Genomic DNA, 17763 nt, shown 5'->3' with positions numbered 1-17763 from the left:
AAATCTCAGACGGCGCGCGGAAAGCTCACGCTCACATTCAAACCCCGGCCATCAGGCCCCTCGCTCAAACGCACTTGCGCGCCATGCTGAGCGGCGGCGCGTTCAACGATGGCCAAGCCCAGGCCACTGCCGGATTGGCTTTGGTCGGGCAGGCGGAAAAAGCGTTCAAACACTTTTTGCCGAAAGGCGGCGGGAATGCCCGGGCCTTGATCCAGCACAGAGAGTTCAACGCTGCCCTCCTTGGGGCTCACGCTCACCCTCACCAGGCTGCCGCCGGGTGAGTACTTCACTGCGTTGTCGACCAGGTTGTCGACCAGCGCGCCGATGCTTTCGCGGTTCATCAAGAGCTCGCAGTATTCCGGCGCGTCAAGCTCCACCTCGATACTGCGTTGCAAGGCCAACTGGCTGCTCAGCACAATGCGGTCGCGCACCAGGGCCACCAAGTCATGGCGCTGCAGGTCAATGGCCTCATGGTCGGCGCCCGAGCGGGCCAAGGCCAAGAGTTGGTGCACCGTGTGGGTGGCGCGGCGCACGCCCTCGTTCATGCGCAGCACGGCCTCGCGGCGCCGTTCGGCCTCGTTCGGTCGCGGTGCCGCGTCTTGCAAGGACTCGGCATTCAACTGAATCACCGCCAGCGGGGTCTTCATCTCATGCGCTGCGTCAAGCAGGAATTCGCGTTCGCGCTCAAGCCGTTCCTGCAGGCGGGCCATCAAGCCATTGACCGCGTCGACCACCGGAGCCAATTCCTTGAAAGGGCTGGGTGGCAGTTGCGCCAAGTCCTTGGCCGAGCGTTGCGAAATCTGCTGGCCAATCCGGCGCAGTGGCGCAAACCCGGCCCGCAACAAGAGCCAGGCCACGATCAGCATCACCGGCAGGCTGTAGAACAGCGGCCGCGCGTAGTAGCTCAGGCCTTGCGCGCTGAAGTGCCAATCGCCCGGCACCTCTTGCCAGCGCCGCACGACGATGTCGCGTTCGGCAGCTCTGGCCTCGACATAGAGCCAGTTGGCATCGCTCTGGAAGCGTTGTTCATCCGGCGTCAAGCGTTGGTCCAACTCCGGCGGGCCTTGGCGGTAGAGCAGTCGGCCACCTTGCCAGACCTGCAGGGCGATGATGGGCGGCTCGTAGCCAATCTCCATCCACTCTTGTTCGCGCAGATGTTCTTGCTCGGCCAAGCCGCGCTGCAGCAACTCCGGTTCTTGTTCCCAGCGATCACCCCACAGCATCGCTTGCTGCTTGGCCTGTTCGGCCCACATCTTGTTGGCGGCCTGCCCATTGCGGGTGTTGACGACGCTGACCTCGCGGAATTCGCGCACCATCAGCACACACCAGATCGTGGCGGCCACCAGGAAAAAAGTACCAAAGGTGCGACCAAACAGCGAGGCATTGGCCGCCGGCGTGGCCGGCGCAGGGTGGGTGGCGCGGTCCGCCTGCAGCGAAGGATCTGGCGACATCAGGCGCGCTCAAGGACGAAGCCTACGCCCCGCACGGTGCGCACATAACCGTCGCCGATCTTCTTGCGCAGATTGAACATATGCACATCCAGCGCGTGGCTGTCGGCATTCGGCAGCGCGCGCGCTTCCAGTTCGCGTCGGGTGACGACCCGGTCGGGCAGTTTCAGCAGCGCCAACAGAATCGCGAACTCGGTCTTGGACAGATTGATGGCCGCGCCATTGCGGCTCACCGTCATGCGGCGCTCGTCCAGTTTCAGGTCCTTGACCTGCCAATCCTGCGAGTCGGCCTCGGCGCCCAGGCCCATCAGCCCCGAGCGTCGCGCCACGGCACGCAGCCGCGCCAACAACTCAGGGCCGGCAAAAGGCTTGACCAAATAGTCATCGGCGCCGCTGTCCAAACCGTGCAGACGATCTTCAATACCACTTCGGGCTGTGATCACCAAAATCGGCAGTTGCTTATTGGCTTGACGGGCGAGCCGCAGTAAATCCAAGCCATTGCCGTCCGGCAGCCCCAGGTCCAACACCAAGGCGTCGAAGCCTTTTTGATCCAGCCAAAAGCGCGCTTCGGTGATGCGCCGAACCCAAACCACCTCGTGGCCGCCGTCTTGCAGCAGCGCCTGCAGGCTGTGCCCGAGCTCAAGGTCATCTTCGACGAGGCAAATTCTCATGGGAGCCGACTCTACCAAGCGAGCCTGAAGGCCATGGGCCAGACGGCGTTGCATTAATGCAATCTTAAGAGAACGCTGATGTCGCACTGAGCTTTCTGCGGCGATAGTTGCTGCAGTCCAATTCCGTACCAGTGAGCCCAAGCGAAGCTTGCTGGACGTACTTCAAGGCAGAAAGCGCATCCGATGAAGGCAGGCTTGATTTCCAGTCCGATGATCCGAGCGGTGCTGCTGGTGTCTGGCTTGCTGGGCGGCTTGCAAGCGGGTTTGCTGGTCAGCAGCGCCCGCGCCGAGGCGCAGATCCAGGGCAAAGAGCAGGCGGCCGAGAAGCGCCAAACCGAGCGTTCCCAGTTCCTGCCCAGCCCGGCCCAGTTTGATGTCTTGTTTCCGGATCGCTTGCCCTTTTATACCTACGAGGGCTTTGTGCGGGCGGTGTCCGCCTTTCCTGCCTTCGCGGCCAGTGGTGATGCGACGCTGAGGCGCCAGGAGATGGCCGCCTTCCTGGCCAATATCGCGCATGAGTCTGATGAGTTGAAGGCGGTGCGCGAGTACAACCAGGCTAATTACGACAAGTACTGCAGCACCCAGAACGGCCAGCAATGCGCGCCGGGCCAGCAGTACTACGGGCGCGGGCCGATTCAGCTGTCTTGGAACTATCAATACCTGGCTGCCGGTCAGGCGATTGGCTTGGACCTGTGGGCCAACCCAGACCTGGTGGCGCGCGACCCCAAAGTGGCTTGGCAAACCGCCATTTGGTACTGGATGAGCCAGAACGGCCCCAACACCATGCCCGCCCATCAGGCCTTGGTTGAGGGCCATGGCCTGGGCGGCACCATTCGTTCCATCAACGGCGCACTGGAATGTGACCAGCCCGCCAGCAATGTGCATGCGGCCGAGCAGATTGCTCGCCGCGCCATGTTTTACCGCCGAGCCGTTCAGCTCTTCGGCGTGACCCCAGGAGAAAAGCTGGCCTGCTGAACGGCGCGAGTCCTTTTCGACCCAAGCTTTGTGTTCCCCCACCATCGATTTCCACAAAAAAGAGAGACAAACGATATGAGGAAAGATTCAAGGAAGTTTTTGCCCACGGCGGTTCGACTGGCCGTTTGCGCGACCCTCGGCCTGAGCCTGCCGGCTTGGGCGCAGCAGGCGGCCGCGGCATCGGACAAGCCCGTTGACAAGAGCGAGCTGCCCACCGTGACGGTGACCGCCACGCGCGTCAACACCACCTTGTTGAAGACGCCGGTGGCGGTGTCGGCCTTGAAGGGCGACGACCTCGTGCGCGACAACGTCAAGGAGTTGCTGGACCTGAGCGGCAGCATCCCTAACGTGCAGTTCGGTTTGTCGAACGGCGACTCGGGCGTGCAGGTTTCGATTCGCGGCGTGACCTCGACCAACTTCACCGAGATCGGTGACCCAGCGGTCGGCATCCACATCGACGGCATGTACTCGCCGCGTCCCCAGGGTTCGCTGGCGCTGATGTTCGACCTGGATCAGCTGGAAGTCTTGCGCGGCGCGCAAGGGACGCTGTTTGGCCGCAATTCCACGGCTGGCGTCATCAACATCCTGACGGCCAAGCCCGACTTCAAAGACAACTACGGCTGGACCTCGCTGCAGCTGGGTAACTACAACGCCAAGCAGGTGCGCAGCGTCTACAACCTCGCCCTGGGTGACAACTTCGCCCTGCGTGCCGCGGTGATGGTGGATAAACGTGACGGCTATATCAAGCAGGATCAAGACCTGACCGATCGTGGCATCAAAAAGCCCGACGGCACTTTCTCGCCCGATGGCAAGCCCGATGTGGACCAGCGCCTGAACCGTAAGCTCAATCCGTCCGAGTACTACAGCAACTCGAATCAATGGGGCGGCCGTCTGACCGCGCGCTGGGCCGCGACCAAGGATCTGGAGTGGACCGGCGCGTTTGAGCATTACAAAAACGATGGCGCCGGCGATGTGGGCCTGAAGGACTGCAAGATGGCCGCCGGCACCCGCTTTGCCTGCGGCCCCGAGGGCCAGTGGTACGCCAAGATCAATGTGCCGGGCAAGATCGATATGTCGATCGACACCTTTCGCAACAGCTTCACCTGGAAGCTCAGCGACACCACTGAGCTGGGCTACAAGGTGGCCTACGCGGTGCAAAAACGCTACCAGCAGCATGATGATGACGGCGGCCAGAACTGGTTGGCCGACGATGTGGGCAAGATGGAAGAGTGGGGCAACTGGGGCAACCAGCACGCGATCGACTGGGCCAGCTACACGCTCAGCTCCACTTACAAGTCCTTGGTCAATGAGCTGCAAATCAAGCAGAGCTTCAGCAACTGGCGCTATGTGGCCGGCCTCTTCGCCCTGGGCGAAAAGAACGCGATTGACTTCGCCCAAGACAATCTGATCGCCGCGCCCTACGCCATGCCGCAAGGGCAGTTTTACAACCAGGGCGACCGCCAGGTGGACTCCAAAGCCATCTTCGCTCAGGCCGATATCGCCTTGGCCGACAAGCTGACCGCCACCGCCGGCATCCGCTACAGCCGCGACAGCCGAACCGACAACGGTGGCGTCAGCGCCGGCCTCTGGGATGCCAGTACGCCTTGGTACTACAACGGCAAGTTCACCCCCGTCGCCCCGGGCACCGGCACGCCGCACAACGGCACCGACTTGACCAAGGACATGGGCCCCTTCGCTGGCGTCGGCGTCTACCCCTCGCCGGTGGTCAACTCGCACAGCGCTAACTGGCAAAAGACCACCTACCGCTTGGGCCTGCAGTACGACCTCTCGCCCACGCAAATGGTGTTCGGCTCCTGGGCCACCGGCTACCGGCCCGGCGGCTTTGGCGACAAGTTCGACATCTGCGGTGGCGGCACTTGCACCGATGGCAGCACGCAAAAGTACAGCTTCCTCGAATACAAGCCCGAGCTGACCAGCAATATCGAACTGGGCTACAAGGGCCGGCATTTCGGCAACAAGCTGGAGGTCAGCGCGGTCTACTTCCACACCGACTACAAAGATATGCACGCCACTGGCATGAACGCGGTCGGCCAGCGCAAGCTGCGTGTCGGTGAGACCTGCCCCGACTGGAACCCGGCTTGCGATGTGGTGACGGCCTGGAAGACCGAGAACATCGGCAACGCCTTGATCCAAGGTCTGGAGCTGGAGTTCAAGTCCAAGCCTTGGGCGGGCGGTAATTTGTCGGGCTATCTGTCGGTGCTGGACTCCAAGGTCAAGTCCTATCCCACTTATGACGACAACTGGATCTGCGGCTATCGGGAAGAGTTCAAGGCCGAGCCTTGCGCGCCGCTGTACCTGGGCGACGACCCGGCCAAGCGCGGCCGCGCCATCCGCGATGTGACCGGCAATCAACTGCCGAACGCCCCCAAGTATTCGTTCGCGCTGAACTATGGCCATGACTTCGAAATTGGCGGCGGCATGCGCTTGTCGCCATCGGTGGGCATGCGCTATCAAAGCCGCATGTACTTCTCGGTGCGCAACCTCGACAACCCGCATATCGGCGACTACCAAGACGCCTACACCAACTGGAACGCTTCTGTGAAGCTGGCCGGCGCCAATGACAAATGGGATGTCGAACTCTGGGGCACCAATCTGAGCAATAACGTGGTGAAGAATTGGATGGGCCAAGGCAACGCCGGTGGCTACACCTTCAACAGCTACAACCCGCCGCGCATGGTGGGTCTGCGTGCCACAGTGAACTACTGATCCTCAGCTTTTTTGAGACCTCCGTTCGGGCGCCCTAGGTTTCGGCCGGTGGGCGCCCGTTTTTTCCTTGTCGTCAACAGGGCGCTTGAACTTGGTGTTACGGAGTTCGGGTCGCCTGATATGAGTGAGTGCCTGTGTCACTGCCAAGGGGCGCACGGCGTGTTGAATTTTTGGCGGGGCTCGACACGAGTCCCGTTTAGCAGGAGTGTGATTTGGCGAGCAGCACTGAAACTGGGTTGAATCCTCTCGGCCGGCAACTGCCGTCGCTGCGGGGCGGGCGCATCTTGTCCATCGATGCGATGCGTGCCCTGACCGTGCTGGTGATGGTGATGGTCAACCAGTGGCATGGCGTCATTGGCCTGCCGCAGTGGATGAGCCATATGCCGGCCACCGCGGACGCAATGACGTTTGTGGACGCGGTATTCCCGTCCTTTCTCTTCATCGTCGGCATGTCGATTCCCTTTGCCTTGCAGCAGCGCTTCAAGGCAGGCGACAGCTGGCTGCAGGTGCAGGGCCATGTGTTGCTGCGCGCCGCCGGCTTGGTTTTGATCGGCTTTTTCATGGTCAATGCCGAAGGCGGCTTTCATGCCCCCTCGATGGCGCTGCCGATCGACCTGTGGGGCCTGCTCTGCTATGTCGCGGCCTTTCTGTTGTGGGGGTCTGTGTCGGGCGGCAACAACTTTGCAAAGCCCTGGCGCCTGGCTGGCTTGCTGCTCTTTGCGCTGCTGGCCGGCTTCTACCGTGGCGGCGAGACTGGCCAAGGCGGCATGACGCCGCAGTGGTGGGGCATTTTGGGACTGATCGGCTGGGCCTATCTGATCGCCACTGCGGGCTATCAGGCCGTGCGCGGTAGCTTGGCTGGCTTGCTGGGGGGCGTGGCCTTGTGCACGGCCTACTTCGTCGCCTCGCGACTGCCCAGCGTGGCTGCCAGCCCGGGCCTGAGCCTGCTGTTCAGCCAGGATGGGCATGTGGTTCACGCGTCTATCGTCCTGTGCGGCGTCATGACTGCGATGATATTTTTCAAAGAGGACAAGGGCCGCTCTCCTGCGGCGCGTTCGGCTCGCTTTGCTTGGGCGCTGGGCCTTGCGCTCTTGCTGGCGCTGGTGGCGACCTTGCTGCGGCCCGAGTACAAGATCTCCAAGATCTACGCCACGCCGAGCTGGGCGCTCTACAGCGCGGCCGCCAGCGTGTTGATCTTCGCCGCGCTCTATCTATGGATCGATGTGATGGGGCGCAAGCTTTGGCCCGCGCTGCTGGCGCCGGTGGCCGCCAACCCGCTGCTGGCCTATCTGATCCCCTTTGTCCTCAACGGGCTGATGCATCTGGCGGGCTGGGAGTGGCCCTTGTTTTTGCGCAGCGGCGGAGCGGGTATTTTGTTCGGCGCGGTCTATTCACTGGCCGTGGCCTTGCTGGTCAAACATTTGGCCGCCCGAGGCCTGCGCCTGAGCATCTGAAGACAAGCCTTGATTGAATGATGAAAGAATGCCGCCGGCCTGTTTGACCGCCGACGGCATGCCCTTTTGACACAGCCATGAACACACCAACGCCCCCTACCGCTCAAATCCACGCCTATGTCGGCAGCTATGCGCCGAATGGCCAGGGCCTGTATCGCTTCGTGCAAGAGGCTGGCGGCGGCCTGACATCGCTTGGCCTGGTGGCGGCGGACCCCAACCCCAGCTGGCTGACCCTCAGTGCGGATCAACGCCGTCTTTATGTGGCGCATGAGCATGAACTTGGTGAGGCCGGCCAGGGCTCGATCGGCAGCTATGTGCGTGATCCGGTTTCCGGGCACTTGCAGCGCTTGAGCGTGGTGAGCAGCGGCGGCGGCCGCCCCGTGTACCTGAGCCTGGATGCCGATGAGAAGCACCTGTTCGTTGCCAACTACGGCGCCGCCTCTGTGGCCGTCTTCGGCGTGGATCAAAACGGCCAACTGGGTGAGGCACGGGATGTACAAACCGCCGCGCAGTTTGGCGACCTGCCGCTCGGCCCACAGCCCGCGGCCCTCGCGCCACCGGGTAGCTTTGCGGTCAGCGACCATGATGGCTCGCATGTGCATATGGCGGCCTTGGACCCCAGCGGCCGCTTTCTGCTCAGCACCGACCTGGGTCTGGATCTGATATTCGTCTGGCCTTTTGATGCCGTCACGGGGCGCTTGCAGACGCCGCTGCGTACCGCCGCATCGCCGGGTGCCGGCCCGCGCCACCTCGTCTTCCACCCGCAGCGCCCCGAGCTTTGCTATGTCTTGAATGAAGAAGCATCGACCTTGGCCTGGTATGGCTTTGATGCCGCGACGGGGCGGCTGACGCCGCTCGGAGAACTCAGCAGCTTGCCGCCCGGATTTGTCGGCACCAGCTTCGCTTCTGAATTGCGCTTTGGCCCGGATGGGCGGCACCTGTATTGTTTGAATCGGCTTTTCGATTCGATCGCCATCTTCGAGATCGCCGCCGACGGCCGCCCGCGCCTGCAAGCCCATCAATGGACACACGGCTCTTACCCGCGCAGCTGTGCCTTTGACCCCAGCGGACGCTTTCTCTATGTCTGCAACCAACGCAGCGATCAGATCGCCATCTTTGCCCTGGGCGGCGATGGCGGGCTGAGCTTCACCGGCCAGTTTGTGGCGGTGGGCAGCCCAGTCGCCATTTGCTTCGCGGCTTGACGCTTATGCGGCGGCGCGTTGTTGGCATGGGATCGGCACCGGTGCATGCATCAGCGCAATGCTGAGCCAGACGGCGACGCTGAAGTAGGCCGTCATCCAGGTCATTTCGCTTTGCCAGTCTTGCAGACGGTGTGACACGGTCCAGCGGCCCGAGACGTCCATCAAGCCTTGCTGCAGGCTCAGGTAGTTGCGCCCGACCGCCTCATCGGCCAGCCAGCGGCTCCAGTACATGGGCACATCGACCATGAACATGAAGAGCACATAGACCACGCCGCAAGCGCACCAGGCGGCCAATAGCGGCCTTTGCCTTGGGCTGAGTCGCGGCCAGATGGCGATCAAGCTGGCAACCAGCAAGGCGGCGCTCAAGCCCCACAGCGACTCTTCCACCACATGGCCGATATTGGACGTGGTCAGCACCGAGTACCAAGAGAAGGTTTCGGCCACGGCGATCATCGGCACGATCATCAAGGCAGCGCTGCGGCCGACCTTGCTGCCGGTCGTGTGAGAGATTTCGCGCAGCATCAGCGCCCACTGGGTCACAAAGCAGAGTTCGGCAATGGTTGCCACCGAGCGGCCCACCACCACGCTGGACAGCCAGCTGTCCATCAGCACGATGCGGGGCACATCAAACACCGGCAGCGCCGAGCGGAAGGCGCAGCCAAACACATAGCCTGCGGAGAGCAGCAACTGCCATCGTCGCAGCGCAAAGGCGTCGGCCGGCAGGTGCTCCTGGCGCCGATACAAAGCCGCGGATGAAATCATCCAGGCGCTGATATTGAACACGGCCACTGCGCACAGCAAGGACCACCAGGTGGCTACGCTGAATGTCATCATCCGGTCATATTCGCATGGCACGCAACTGCCGCCAAGCGCTATTTGCTGGCGCCTGGTCTTGAGCGAGGCTTAAGCCAATCTTGCGCAAACGCTGAGGCATGAGCGGTGATAGTGGCGGCGTCCCAAACGCCGAAGCCTGCGCCAAGCAGGCGGGTCGGGGTGACACACCCCCTTGCGCGCCCCCAGGGACTCTCAAATCATGGACTCAATTGCTCAACAAGCCGGCCCTGACTCTGGGTTGAAGACTCGATCGAAGAACTCGGTGCGAGGCACCGACCCCGCTTGGCGGCGCGTCCGCCAGCCGCTGTACATGCATCTGGCCCAGCAGTTGCGGGACGGCTTGCGCCAGGGCCATTGGCCCGCGAAGTACGCATTGCCGTCGGAGCGAGATCTGGCCGATCTGCTGGCGGTTTCGCGTGAAACGGCCCGCAAAGCCATGGACTTGCTGTGCGAACGGGGGCTGCTGGTGCGGGTGCAAGGGGCCGGCACCTTTGCCATGGCGCCGCAGCAATCCCTACCGGCTTTGCCCTTGAGGACTGCGCCTGCCCCTGTTTTGCCGCTGGCCCCAAGCATTCAGCAGCTCGGCCGCCGGCGGCGCCCGGCCGAGGCGCAGGAGCGCCGGCTCTTTGGCCTCGCTGCAGGGCACGAAGTCTGGGAAGGTCTGAGCATGGCGTGCTCGTCCACGGGTGCGCCGGAGTTGCGGAGCCGCATCCAGCCCGCGGATCCACGCAATGACGCTTTGGCGCGGGCAAGTGTCGAGGTCGCGCAAGCCGAGGCGCTGCCGCCCCGGCTGTTTCGCATAGAGGCCTTGGCCGCCAACGCCCAGCAAGTCCATTACCTGGGCTTGCGTTCGGGCGAGGCGGTGTTGCGCCTCAGCCATCTTCAGTCCTCGCCCGAGGGCCAGGTCTTGGCGCTGCTGCACAGCGATTGCAAGGGGGCCGAGGCCTGCCTGAGCTTGGAAACGCCGATTCGTCCATAGTCCTTCGCTCTGGGCGCGCAAGAAGGCTTGACCTGGCCGGGTCAGCGGGCATGATGGGGGCATCGCGAGTCACCGGTGGATGCCTATGCCCAGCTCTCAGCCCGAGCCCCAGCCCCAGCCTCAGCCTCAGCCTCAAGCGCAGCCTGAGGCCGCCGGTACTCAGGTTCGCCGCCTGCACCAGTCCTTGTTGTGGCCGCTCAGGTTGATGCCTGTGGGGAATGCGCCGGGTGCGCCGCGGCGCCCTTGGGAGTTGCTGCCGCCGCCGGGTGCCGCCAGCCCCTGGGCCGAGTTGGTTGACGAGTACACGGGCGACGCGGCCCGCTTTCACGAGCGGCACTACCAGGAGTTCGTCACCTTCCTGCCCTTTGTGCAGCGCTTTTTGTATGGCGACGGTCGGCGCTCGGGGGCGGCCGGGGACGGCAGTGGCGAGTCGGGTATGAAGGTGTTCCGGCGCCATGATTTGAAGCAGTTGCGGGTCTGCTGCCGGGCCGGTGATGTGCCGCTCGTCTTGGACGTCATGCACGTCGATCTGTATTTCTTCTTCGACATCGATGTGGTGCTGCTCAACGTCGAAGTCAGCGCCAATGACCTGAGCCTGCACCAAGCCCAAGACCTGCTGTACCGACTCGGCCGCGCCTACCCCTCGGGCTGGGACGCGGCCGGCCTGCCGCTGCACAGCCTGGCCAGCGCCGAGTGGCTGGATGACCAGGGCAGGGTGCTCGCCGCGTCGGACTCGTTGGAGCGCGAGCGCTACATCGCCCATGTGCATGAGCACCGCGCGCCGCGTATTGCCGAGCATTGGGCTTTTGTGCTGCGACCCTTGGTGGTGGACTATTCCGATGAGCTGGGGCCGCTGCGCTACCGGCAGATCGAGTACTACCGCATGCCGGTGATGGCCTACCTGGCCTTGGAGGAGCCGAGAGCCTTGTCGCGCAGCGACTTTGTGCGCTTGGGCCTGGTGACGGCGCCGGCCGGCTTGTCGGACAGCGGTGGCCTGCCTTTTGGCGAGCAGCACCTGCATGACTTTGAAACCAAGTTTTGCTACGACCGTTTTTGGAGCGATATCGGACCCGCTCCGAATACGCGTTATCTGTGCAGCGGCCACTCGCTGGTGGTGGTGGGGCGCGCCGATGCGTCTTACTTCAGCTGCCGCGACCGCGGCGTGCTGGCGCAGTTCCGGCATCAGCACTTCCTGATCTTTTTGATCGCGCATTTTCAGAAGGCGGCGCTGCTGATGTTCTCGGACCGTCTGGTCGAGGCGCTGCGCCGGCTGAATATTCAGGATGCCGAAAACGTGCGCCGCTTCAAGCGTGCGATCCGGTCCAGCTTCGAAGGCTTTTTGCGCTTCTCGCACCGCTACTGGTTCCATGAGGTGGCCGAGCAGGCGCAGTCGCGCGCTCTGTTTCGTATGTGTGCCAAGCACCTTGAGCTGGACGGCTTGTACGCCGAGGTGAAGGAGCGCATCAGCGACATGAGCAATTACCTGGAGACCGACAGCATCCGCCGCCAGGCCAACACGGTGGTTCGCCTGACGGTGGTCACCATCTTTGGCCTGGTGGGCACCATCACTACCGGCTTCTTGGGGATGAATCTATTGGCCGAGGCCGACGCACCTCTGGGCCAGCGGCTGCTGTATTTCTTGGCGGTGTTCGTGGTGACATCCGGATTGACGATCTACACCATGGTCAAGTCCAAGCGGCTGTCCGACTTTCTCGATGCCTTGTCCGATGAGCGCCTGTCTGCTTGGGACAAATGGCGTGCTTTTGCTGCCGTCTGGCGCAGTGGGCCGGGGTGATAGAGCTGGGATGAGAAAATCAGCGATTGCTCACCCAAACTCCGGCCTTCTCCATGTTCACCGATCTGATTCCCGATGCCGCTCCGCCGGTGGCCAAGGCCGATGCCAGCGTCCGTTTCATGCGCTTGCTGGAAACGGCACTGGCCAATGGCAGCTTCAGCCGATTGCTGCTGAGCAAATACGTCGGGGCTGAGGTGCAGCTGGAGCGGCTGACGCTGCGCGAAGTGAGTCTGCGCGGCGAGCGGCATCTGAGTTTTCTGTGGCGCTATCAAACCCGCGACATCACCAAGAACCATGCCATCCCCGAGGCCTTGGCGATGCTGGCCGATTTGTTGGGTACGCAGTTCCACAGCGCCCATCTGCAAACGGCGCAGGGTGATGAGGTGCAGTTGGTGTTCAGCCGCAAGGGCCGGCCCAGCCTGCGCATGGGCAAGATGGCGCCGGCGGCCGTGCCGGTGGCGGCCGATGCCGGGCATGACAAGGAAAAGCTGCGTTATCTGGAGTTGACGCGCCCCTTCTGGCTCGACCTGGGCGTGACTCATCTGGTGCGCGCGGCCGGTGAAGAAAAGGCGCAGCTGGTGCCGGCCATGTCGCGCAAGTGGAAGCAGATCAACAAGTTCATCGAGATCTTTGCCGCGGCGATGAAGAGTTCGGGCCTGGTCGACAGCCCCGATGTGCATGTGGCCGACTTCGGCTCCGGCAAGGGCTATTTGACCTTTGCGATGCATGACTGGTTGCGCAGCCAAGGCAAGGATGCCCAGGTCACCGGCGTGGAGTTGCGTGACGATATGGTCAAGCTCTGCGGGGCGGCTGCGGCCAAGCACCAGATGAGCGGGCTGCGCTTTGACCAGGGTGATGTGCGGACCTACACCCCACTGAGGCTGGATGTCATGATTGCGCTGCATGCCTGCGACATCGCCACCGACTATGCGATCCACTTCGGCCTGCGCGCTGGCGCCAAGGTCATCATGTGCTCGCCTTGCTGCCACAAGCAGTTGCGCCCGCAGATGCAAACGCCGACGCTCTTGCGCCCGCTGCTGCAACACGGCATTCACCTGGGCCAAGAGGCCGAGATGGTGACCGACGGCCTGCGCGCGCTCTTGCTGGAGGCCGAGGGCTATGACACCCAGGTCTTCGAGTTCGTGGCGCTGGAGCACACCAGCAAGAACAAGATGATTCTGGCCGTCAAGCGCAGCCAGCCGGTGTCGGCGGCGCGCCGTGCCGAGCTGCTGGCGCAGATCGATGAGATCAAGCGCTTCTACGGCATTCGGGAGCAGGCACTGCAAGCTTTGTTGGCGGCCTGAGCGCCTGAGCTCTTTGGCCCAGCAAGGCACAATGCGGCGCTATCGTCTGCTGGCCTGCGCACTTTGCGCGGGACAAACTCAAAGCCCAAATTACGGCCCTTTCTTCATGCGAGCGAAGTGATGAATGGATCTGCGCCTCAAGCGCTGTTGCGACTGCTGCCATTGCTAGGACACCGGTTCTGATGAGGCAGGCGGGCGTTGAGGTGCGGCTCGAAGCCGGGCTGCAGGGGCAAACACGGCGGGTCAGCACGTCGCTGCTGGTGTCCTTGCTCGCCCATGCTTTGCTCTTGAGCCTGAGCTTTGGCGGCCAGGGCATGGGTCTGCCGGGCCTGGATTTGCCCTGGCAGAAGCGCCGCTTGGCGGCCGACGACATCCAAGTGCGGCTGCAGCCGGCGGCTCCGAAGGTGCAGGAGGAGACTGCCCCCCCTTCGCCAACGGAGCCTGAGTCTGCGGCGCCCGCCGAATCGCCCGCGAGCGCAGCGGGTGAGTTGCAAATCGTCCAACTGATTGTTTCCAAGGCATTGCCCCGAGCGGTTTCTGCGCCGGTGGTGCCCGGCAAGACAGACACTGTGTTGGGCTTGCCTCCGGCTGCGGCACTCCGCGACCCCTTGCCTGACCCGCCGCCTGAGGCCGCTGTGGCGCCCACTGCGCCGGCCTTGCTGGCCTTGGAGCAACCGGACCTGAATCTCTGGCGGGTGCCCAGCCCGCCCATCACCTCAGCCGCTGCACTGGCAGCCACCGCCAGCAGCCCGAGCGCTTCGATGCCAGACCTCAGCGCCGCCTATGCGCAGGCCTTGAAGGCTGAAAAGGAAGCGCAGGAGCGAGCGCAAGAGGAAGCTCAAAAGCTGGCGCGGGAACAAGCCGAGCGCGCCGAATTGCAGCTCAAGCAAGAGCGCGCAGAGGCCGAGCGTCGAGAGCAACTGCGCCAGCAGGCCCAGCGCGAAACGGCTGAGAAGCTGGAGTTGGCGCGCCAAGAGGCAGCTCGACTGGCGGCCGCTCGACAGGAAGCGGCTCGTATAGAAACTGCGCGTTTGGAGGCGGCCCGTTTGGAGGCCGCTCGTCTGGAAGCTGCCCGACAAGAGGCCTTGCGTCAGGATGCGGTGAAGCAGGCGGCGCTGCGCCAGGAATTGGAACGCCAGGCGGCGGATAAGCAGGAGGCCGCGCGCTTGGAAGCGGCGCGTCAGGATGCCGTCCGCGTACAGGCCGAGCGACAGGAATTGGCCCGCCAAGCGGCCGCCAAGCAAGAAATCGAACGCGCCGAGGCCGCCCGCCAGCAAGCCGAGCGACAAGAAGCCGCCCGTCTGGCTGCAGCCAAGCAAGAGGCCACACGTTTGGAGGCTGCGCGTGCCGAGGCCGCTCGCCTGGACGCTGTGCGCGCTGAGGCGGCTCGCTTGGAGGCTGCTAAGGTGGAAGCGGCTAGGTTGGAAGCTGCGCGGGTGGCCGCGGCGCGCCAAGCAGCCGCGCAACAAGAGGCTGCGAGGCAAGCCGCCGAGAGGCAAGAGCTGGCTCGGCAAGAAGCGGCAAGACAAGAGGCCGCAAGACAAGAGGCCGCAAGGCAGGAAGCCGTTCGCCAAGAGGCTGTGAAGCAAGAAGCAGCAAGACAGGAAGCCGCGCGCCAGGACGCCATCCGGCAGGAGGCCGCCCGTCAAGAAGCGGCCCGTCAGGACGCGGCTCGGCAAGAAAAGGCCAAGCAAGATGCCGCGCGTGCGCAAGAGGCGGCCGCTCGCGCCGAACAAGATGCCCGGCGCGAAGCAGCCCGCCGAGCCATGGGGCGGCAGTTGGACGAAGAAGCGGCCCGCCGGGATGCTGCAGCCGCTCAACAGCCATCGACGCGGCCCCTGGCCTCATCGGCCACGCCGCCGCCGCCGCTGCCTTCGGCCAGCAGCCTGCGCCGAGGGCGTTTGTTCGGTCGCACCGATCCGAACGCCGAGCTGATCCAGTACGCCGAACTCTGGAGTCGCAAGCTCCAGCTGAACCAGACCTTTGACATGGTCCGCGAAGTCGCCCAAAAGCCTCACCGCACGCCGCTGGTGACGGTGGCCGTGCGCAGCGATGGCTCGGTCGAGTCGGTCACCTTTGTGTTGTCCAGCGGCGTGCCCGAGATCGATGAAGCCATCCGCCGCATCATCCAAAGCCAGGCGCCGTATCCGCCGTTCTCCCCAGCCCTAGCGCGTGAATTCGACGTCATCGAGATCCGCCGCAGCTGGGGCTTTGACACCGCCATCCGCTTGTATTGAGGGCTTCGGCGTCAAGACCTGACCCTCGGGGCACCTGCAAGAGGCCTCACCCGAAGGGGGGTTGGTCAGAAGCCTTTGAACCGCCGATCATGCCAGCCCAAACAACAAGATTGGTATAGAGGGATGGACTCCATGAGCGGAAGATTCTTTGCAGCGGGCGCAACGGCCGCTCGTGCCTTGCCCCGGGCGGCCTTGTTCATCATGGCCCTGCAACTGAGCCCGACGCCGGCTTGGGCGCAAGACGCAATCGCCGGCGGCCCGCCATGGTTCAGCGACAGCAAGGGCTGCCGACACTTTGATGCCGAGGCGGGCCCGTCTTTTTCTTTGGAGTGGAGCGGGGCCTGTGTCAACGGTCTTGCCGACGGCACGGGGCAGCGTCAATGGTCTGTCGGCGGCAAGCCGATCGTGAGCTTTGTCGGTCCGGTGAAGGCGGGTCGCGCCGAAGGGCAGGGCATTCTGCGCCTGCCCGGCGGCGGTGTTTACGAGGGCGACTTCAAGGACGGACTGCGGCAAGGCCATGCCGTGCTCCGCGGCGGCAATGGATTCATCTATGAGGGTGACTTCGTCGGCGGCAAGCCTTCAGGCGCAGGCAAGGCCCGCTTTGGCAATGGCGACAGCTACGAGGGCGGCTATCGCGCCGGTTATATGGACGGCGAAGGCCAATACCGGTGGGCGCAAGGCGACGTATATCAGGGTCAGTTTTCGGCCAGCCGTCCTGCGGGCCAGGGCGAGCTTCGGTTTACCAGGGGCGGGGTGTATCGGGGTGACTTCGTCGCAGGCAGGGCACAGGGCAAGGGGGTGGCGCTGTCGCCGGAGGGCAATCGCTATACGGGCGAATTCCTCGATGGCCTGCCAACCGGGCAAGGCGTCATCACGACAGCCGCAGGTGAAGTCAAAAATCCTCCGCTGGCGGTAGCGCTATTGAGCGAATTCAGTTTTGCATTCCCGTCGACGGCCGTCTACGTCAGGCCCGGCAATGCCTCGATGTTTTGCACCAAGATGAGCCGGCCCGCGATACCGCTGCTCAACTGGACGGGCCAAGCGAGGTATCTGGCCCAGGCCACCATTCGTGGAGGGCGGGTCGTGTCGATCAAGCTCCAAACTTTGGTCGATCCCAAGAATGAGCACGTGAACGCAAGCCTCACCGACGCCATCACCCGTGTTTTGCATGAGGGCTACGAGTGCCCGGGTGACCACGTCATTGAGCAAGAGTTTCAGTTCAAGTTTGAGTGAGCATTGGAGGCTAGCGCCTTCACCATTCGCAAGTTCCCCAAAAAAAGACCCCGGCCGAAGTGATTCGGTCGGGGTCGGTCAAAAGCGCGAGACGCTGCCCTGAGGACATGGCCAGCTCGATGCAGGAATGATCTGGGCTGACTTGTGGGGCTGCAGCGTGGACGTTGAGGGCTTGCGCTGGCAGCGCAGGGCGGAGCTTGCCGGTGAGGGCAGGCAGCCTGGGCGCTGTAAAAAATGGGGGAAGAAGCTGGCTGGCGTGAGGCCGCGAGCGGAACTCGCCTCAGGCGCCGGGCCCCTGACTCAAAACAGGCATTCGGAAATGCGGCGTTTGGGTGGCAGTGCAGCGGGGTGGCGTCTTGCGGCGTGAGTTCATGTTGCACATCTTCGCACCGGCGCGGCGGCCAAATTCCCCAAGAACCGGGGGCAAATCGCGCCTGATTGTTGGCCGGTTTTCGCCGCCTTTTCTGAGCGCTATCGTAGGTCGCCGAAAGGTCTCCGACGCGCGCCACTTGTTTGCGACTGCCCTATCGCGTGTTGCGAAGGTCGCTTTGTGGCAAGGGATGCGGTGTTGAAATTGAACTGCGGCAATGTGCCCGGAGCGGTCTTTCCCCTGAAGTTCTGACATGCGCTTTGACTCGGCCCGCCGCCGTGCTCATGGTGCCCGGGTCGGCTCTGGCGAGCCGACTTCCCTCGGTGCTCACTGCGCGGGTCAGCGGCAGCCAACTCGCTTCGTTCGCTCAAGCTCACTGCGCTCAAACAGGGGCTGCCAAGTCAGAAGTTGATGCGCGCTGCGCGCGCCTGACCCGCTCCGCTGCGCTCTCGGCCAAGCACAAATCGCCCGTCGGCGGGCCGAGTCAAAGCGAATCAGGCTCTTGGCACGAGGGGAGAAATCCGACGTTCGCGA

At 63.5% G+C, this 17763-nt stretch carries 12 protein-coding genes; 9 read left to right on the top strand and 3 right to left on the bottom strand.

Annotated features, from left to right (window positions below):
- Positions 1-5: 5 nt before the first annotated feature.
- Both WG899_RS19035 and WG899_RS19030 read right to left on the bottom strand, forming a co-directional pair.
- Entirely contained in the window at positions 6-1451 is a 1446-nt protein-coding gene (locus tag WG899_RS19035; protein ID WP_339597239.1) for a sensor histidine kinase, read from the bottom strand.
- Positions 1451-2119 (bottom strand): response regulator transcription factor, encoded by a 669-nt coding sequence (locus WG899_RS19030; RefSeq protein ID WP_339597238.1) that lies wholly within the window; start codon positions 2117-2119, stop codon positions 1451-1453. The genes WG899_RS19035 and WG899_RS19030 overlap by 1 nt, the downstream gene beginning before the upstream one ends.
- Before the next feature lie 183 nt (positions 2120-2302).
- Between WG899_RS19030 and WG899_RS19025 the strand changes: the two genes are divergently transcribed.
- The 4 genes from WG899_RS19025 to WG899_RS19010 all read left to right on the top strand — a co-directional run bounded on the left by WG899_RS19025 (position 2303) and on the right by WG899_RS19010 (position 8477).
- Positions 2303-3094, top strand: coding sequence for a chitinase (locus WG899_RS19025; protein WP_339597237.1), 792 nt, complete (start codon positions 2303-2305; stop codon positions 3092-3094).
- A 75-nt stretch (positions 3095-3169) separates the two neighbouring features.
- Positions 3170-5821: a TonB-dependent receptor gene (locus WG899_RS19020; RefSeq protein WP_339597236.1), complete on the top strand. Its 2652-nt coding sequence runs from the start codon at positions 3170-3172 to the stop codon at positions 5819-5821.
- A gap of 212 nt (positions 5822-6033) precedes the next feature.
- Entirely contained in the window at positions 6034-7275 is a 1242-nt protein-coding gene (locus WG899_RS19015; RefSeq protein WP_339597235.1) for a DUF5009 domain-containing protein, read from the top strand.
- 77 nt (positions 7276-7352) lie between these two features.
- A complete protein-coding gene (locus WG899_RS19010) occupies positions 7353-8477 on the top strand; it encodes a lactonase family protein (RefSeq protein ID WP_339597234.1) in 1125 nt (374 codons plus the stop codon).
- A 3-nt stretch (positions 8478-8480) separates the two neighbouring features.
- Here the strand turns inward: WG899_RS19010 and WG899_RS19005 are convergent, their stop codons facing one another.
- A complete protein-coding gene (locus WG899_RS19005; protein WP_339597233.1) occupies positions 8481-9308 on the bottom strand; it encodes a hypothetical protein in 828 nt (275 codons plus the stop codon).
- Positions 9309-9510: 202 nt separating this feature from the next.
- On the opposite strand from WG899_RS19005, the gene WG899_RS19000 reads away from it, so the two are divergent.
- The 5 genes from WG899_RS19000 to WG899_RS18980 all read left to right on the top strand — a co-directional run bounded on the left by WG899_RS19000 (position 9511) and on the right by WG899_RS18980 (position 16859).
- Positions 9511-10290 (top strand): GntR family transcriptional regulator, encoded by a 780-nt coding sequence (locus WG899_RS19000; protein WP_339597232.1) that lies wholly within the window; start codon positions 9511-9513, stop codon positions 10288-10290.
- A gap of 205 nt (positions 10291-10495) precedes the next feature.
- Entirely contained in the window at positions 10496-12085 is a 1590-nt protein-coding gene (locus WG899_RS18995; protein WP_339597231.1) for a magnesium transporter CorA family protein, read from the top strand.
- A 53-nt stretch (positions 12086-12138) separates the two neighbouring features.
- Entirely contained in the window at positions 12139-13389 is a 1251-nt protein-coding gene (locus WG899_RS18990; RefSeq protein WP_339597230.1) for a class I SAM-dependent methyltransferase, read from the top strand.
- A gap of 182 nt (positions 13390-13571) precedes the next feature.
- A complete protein-coding gene (locus WG899_RS18985) occupies positions 13572-15626 on the top strand; it encodes a TonB C-terminal domain-containing protein (RefSeq protein ID WP_339597229.1) in 2055 nt (684 codons plus the stop codon).
- Positions 15627-15758: 132 nt separating this feature from the next.
- Positions 15759-16859 carry an MORN repeat-containing protein gene (locus tag WG899_RS18980; RefSeq protein ID WP_339597228.1) on the top strand — a complete coding sequence of 367 codons (1101 nt, stop codon included), beginning with the start codon at positions 15759-15761 and terminating at the stop codon, positions 16857-16859.
- The last annotated feature ends 904 nt before the right edge of the window (positions 16860-17763 follow it).

This window comes from Paucibacter hankyongi (assembly GCF_037482915.1).
Classification (GTDB): Bacteria; Pseudomonadota; Gammaproteobacteria; order Burkholderiales; family Burkholderiaceae_C; genus Paucibacter_A; species Paucibacter_A hankyongi.
The sequence above is the reverse complement of the archived record's forward strand: the minus strand, read 5'-3'. Positions and strand labels throughout refer to the sequence as shown.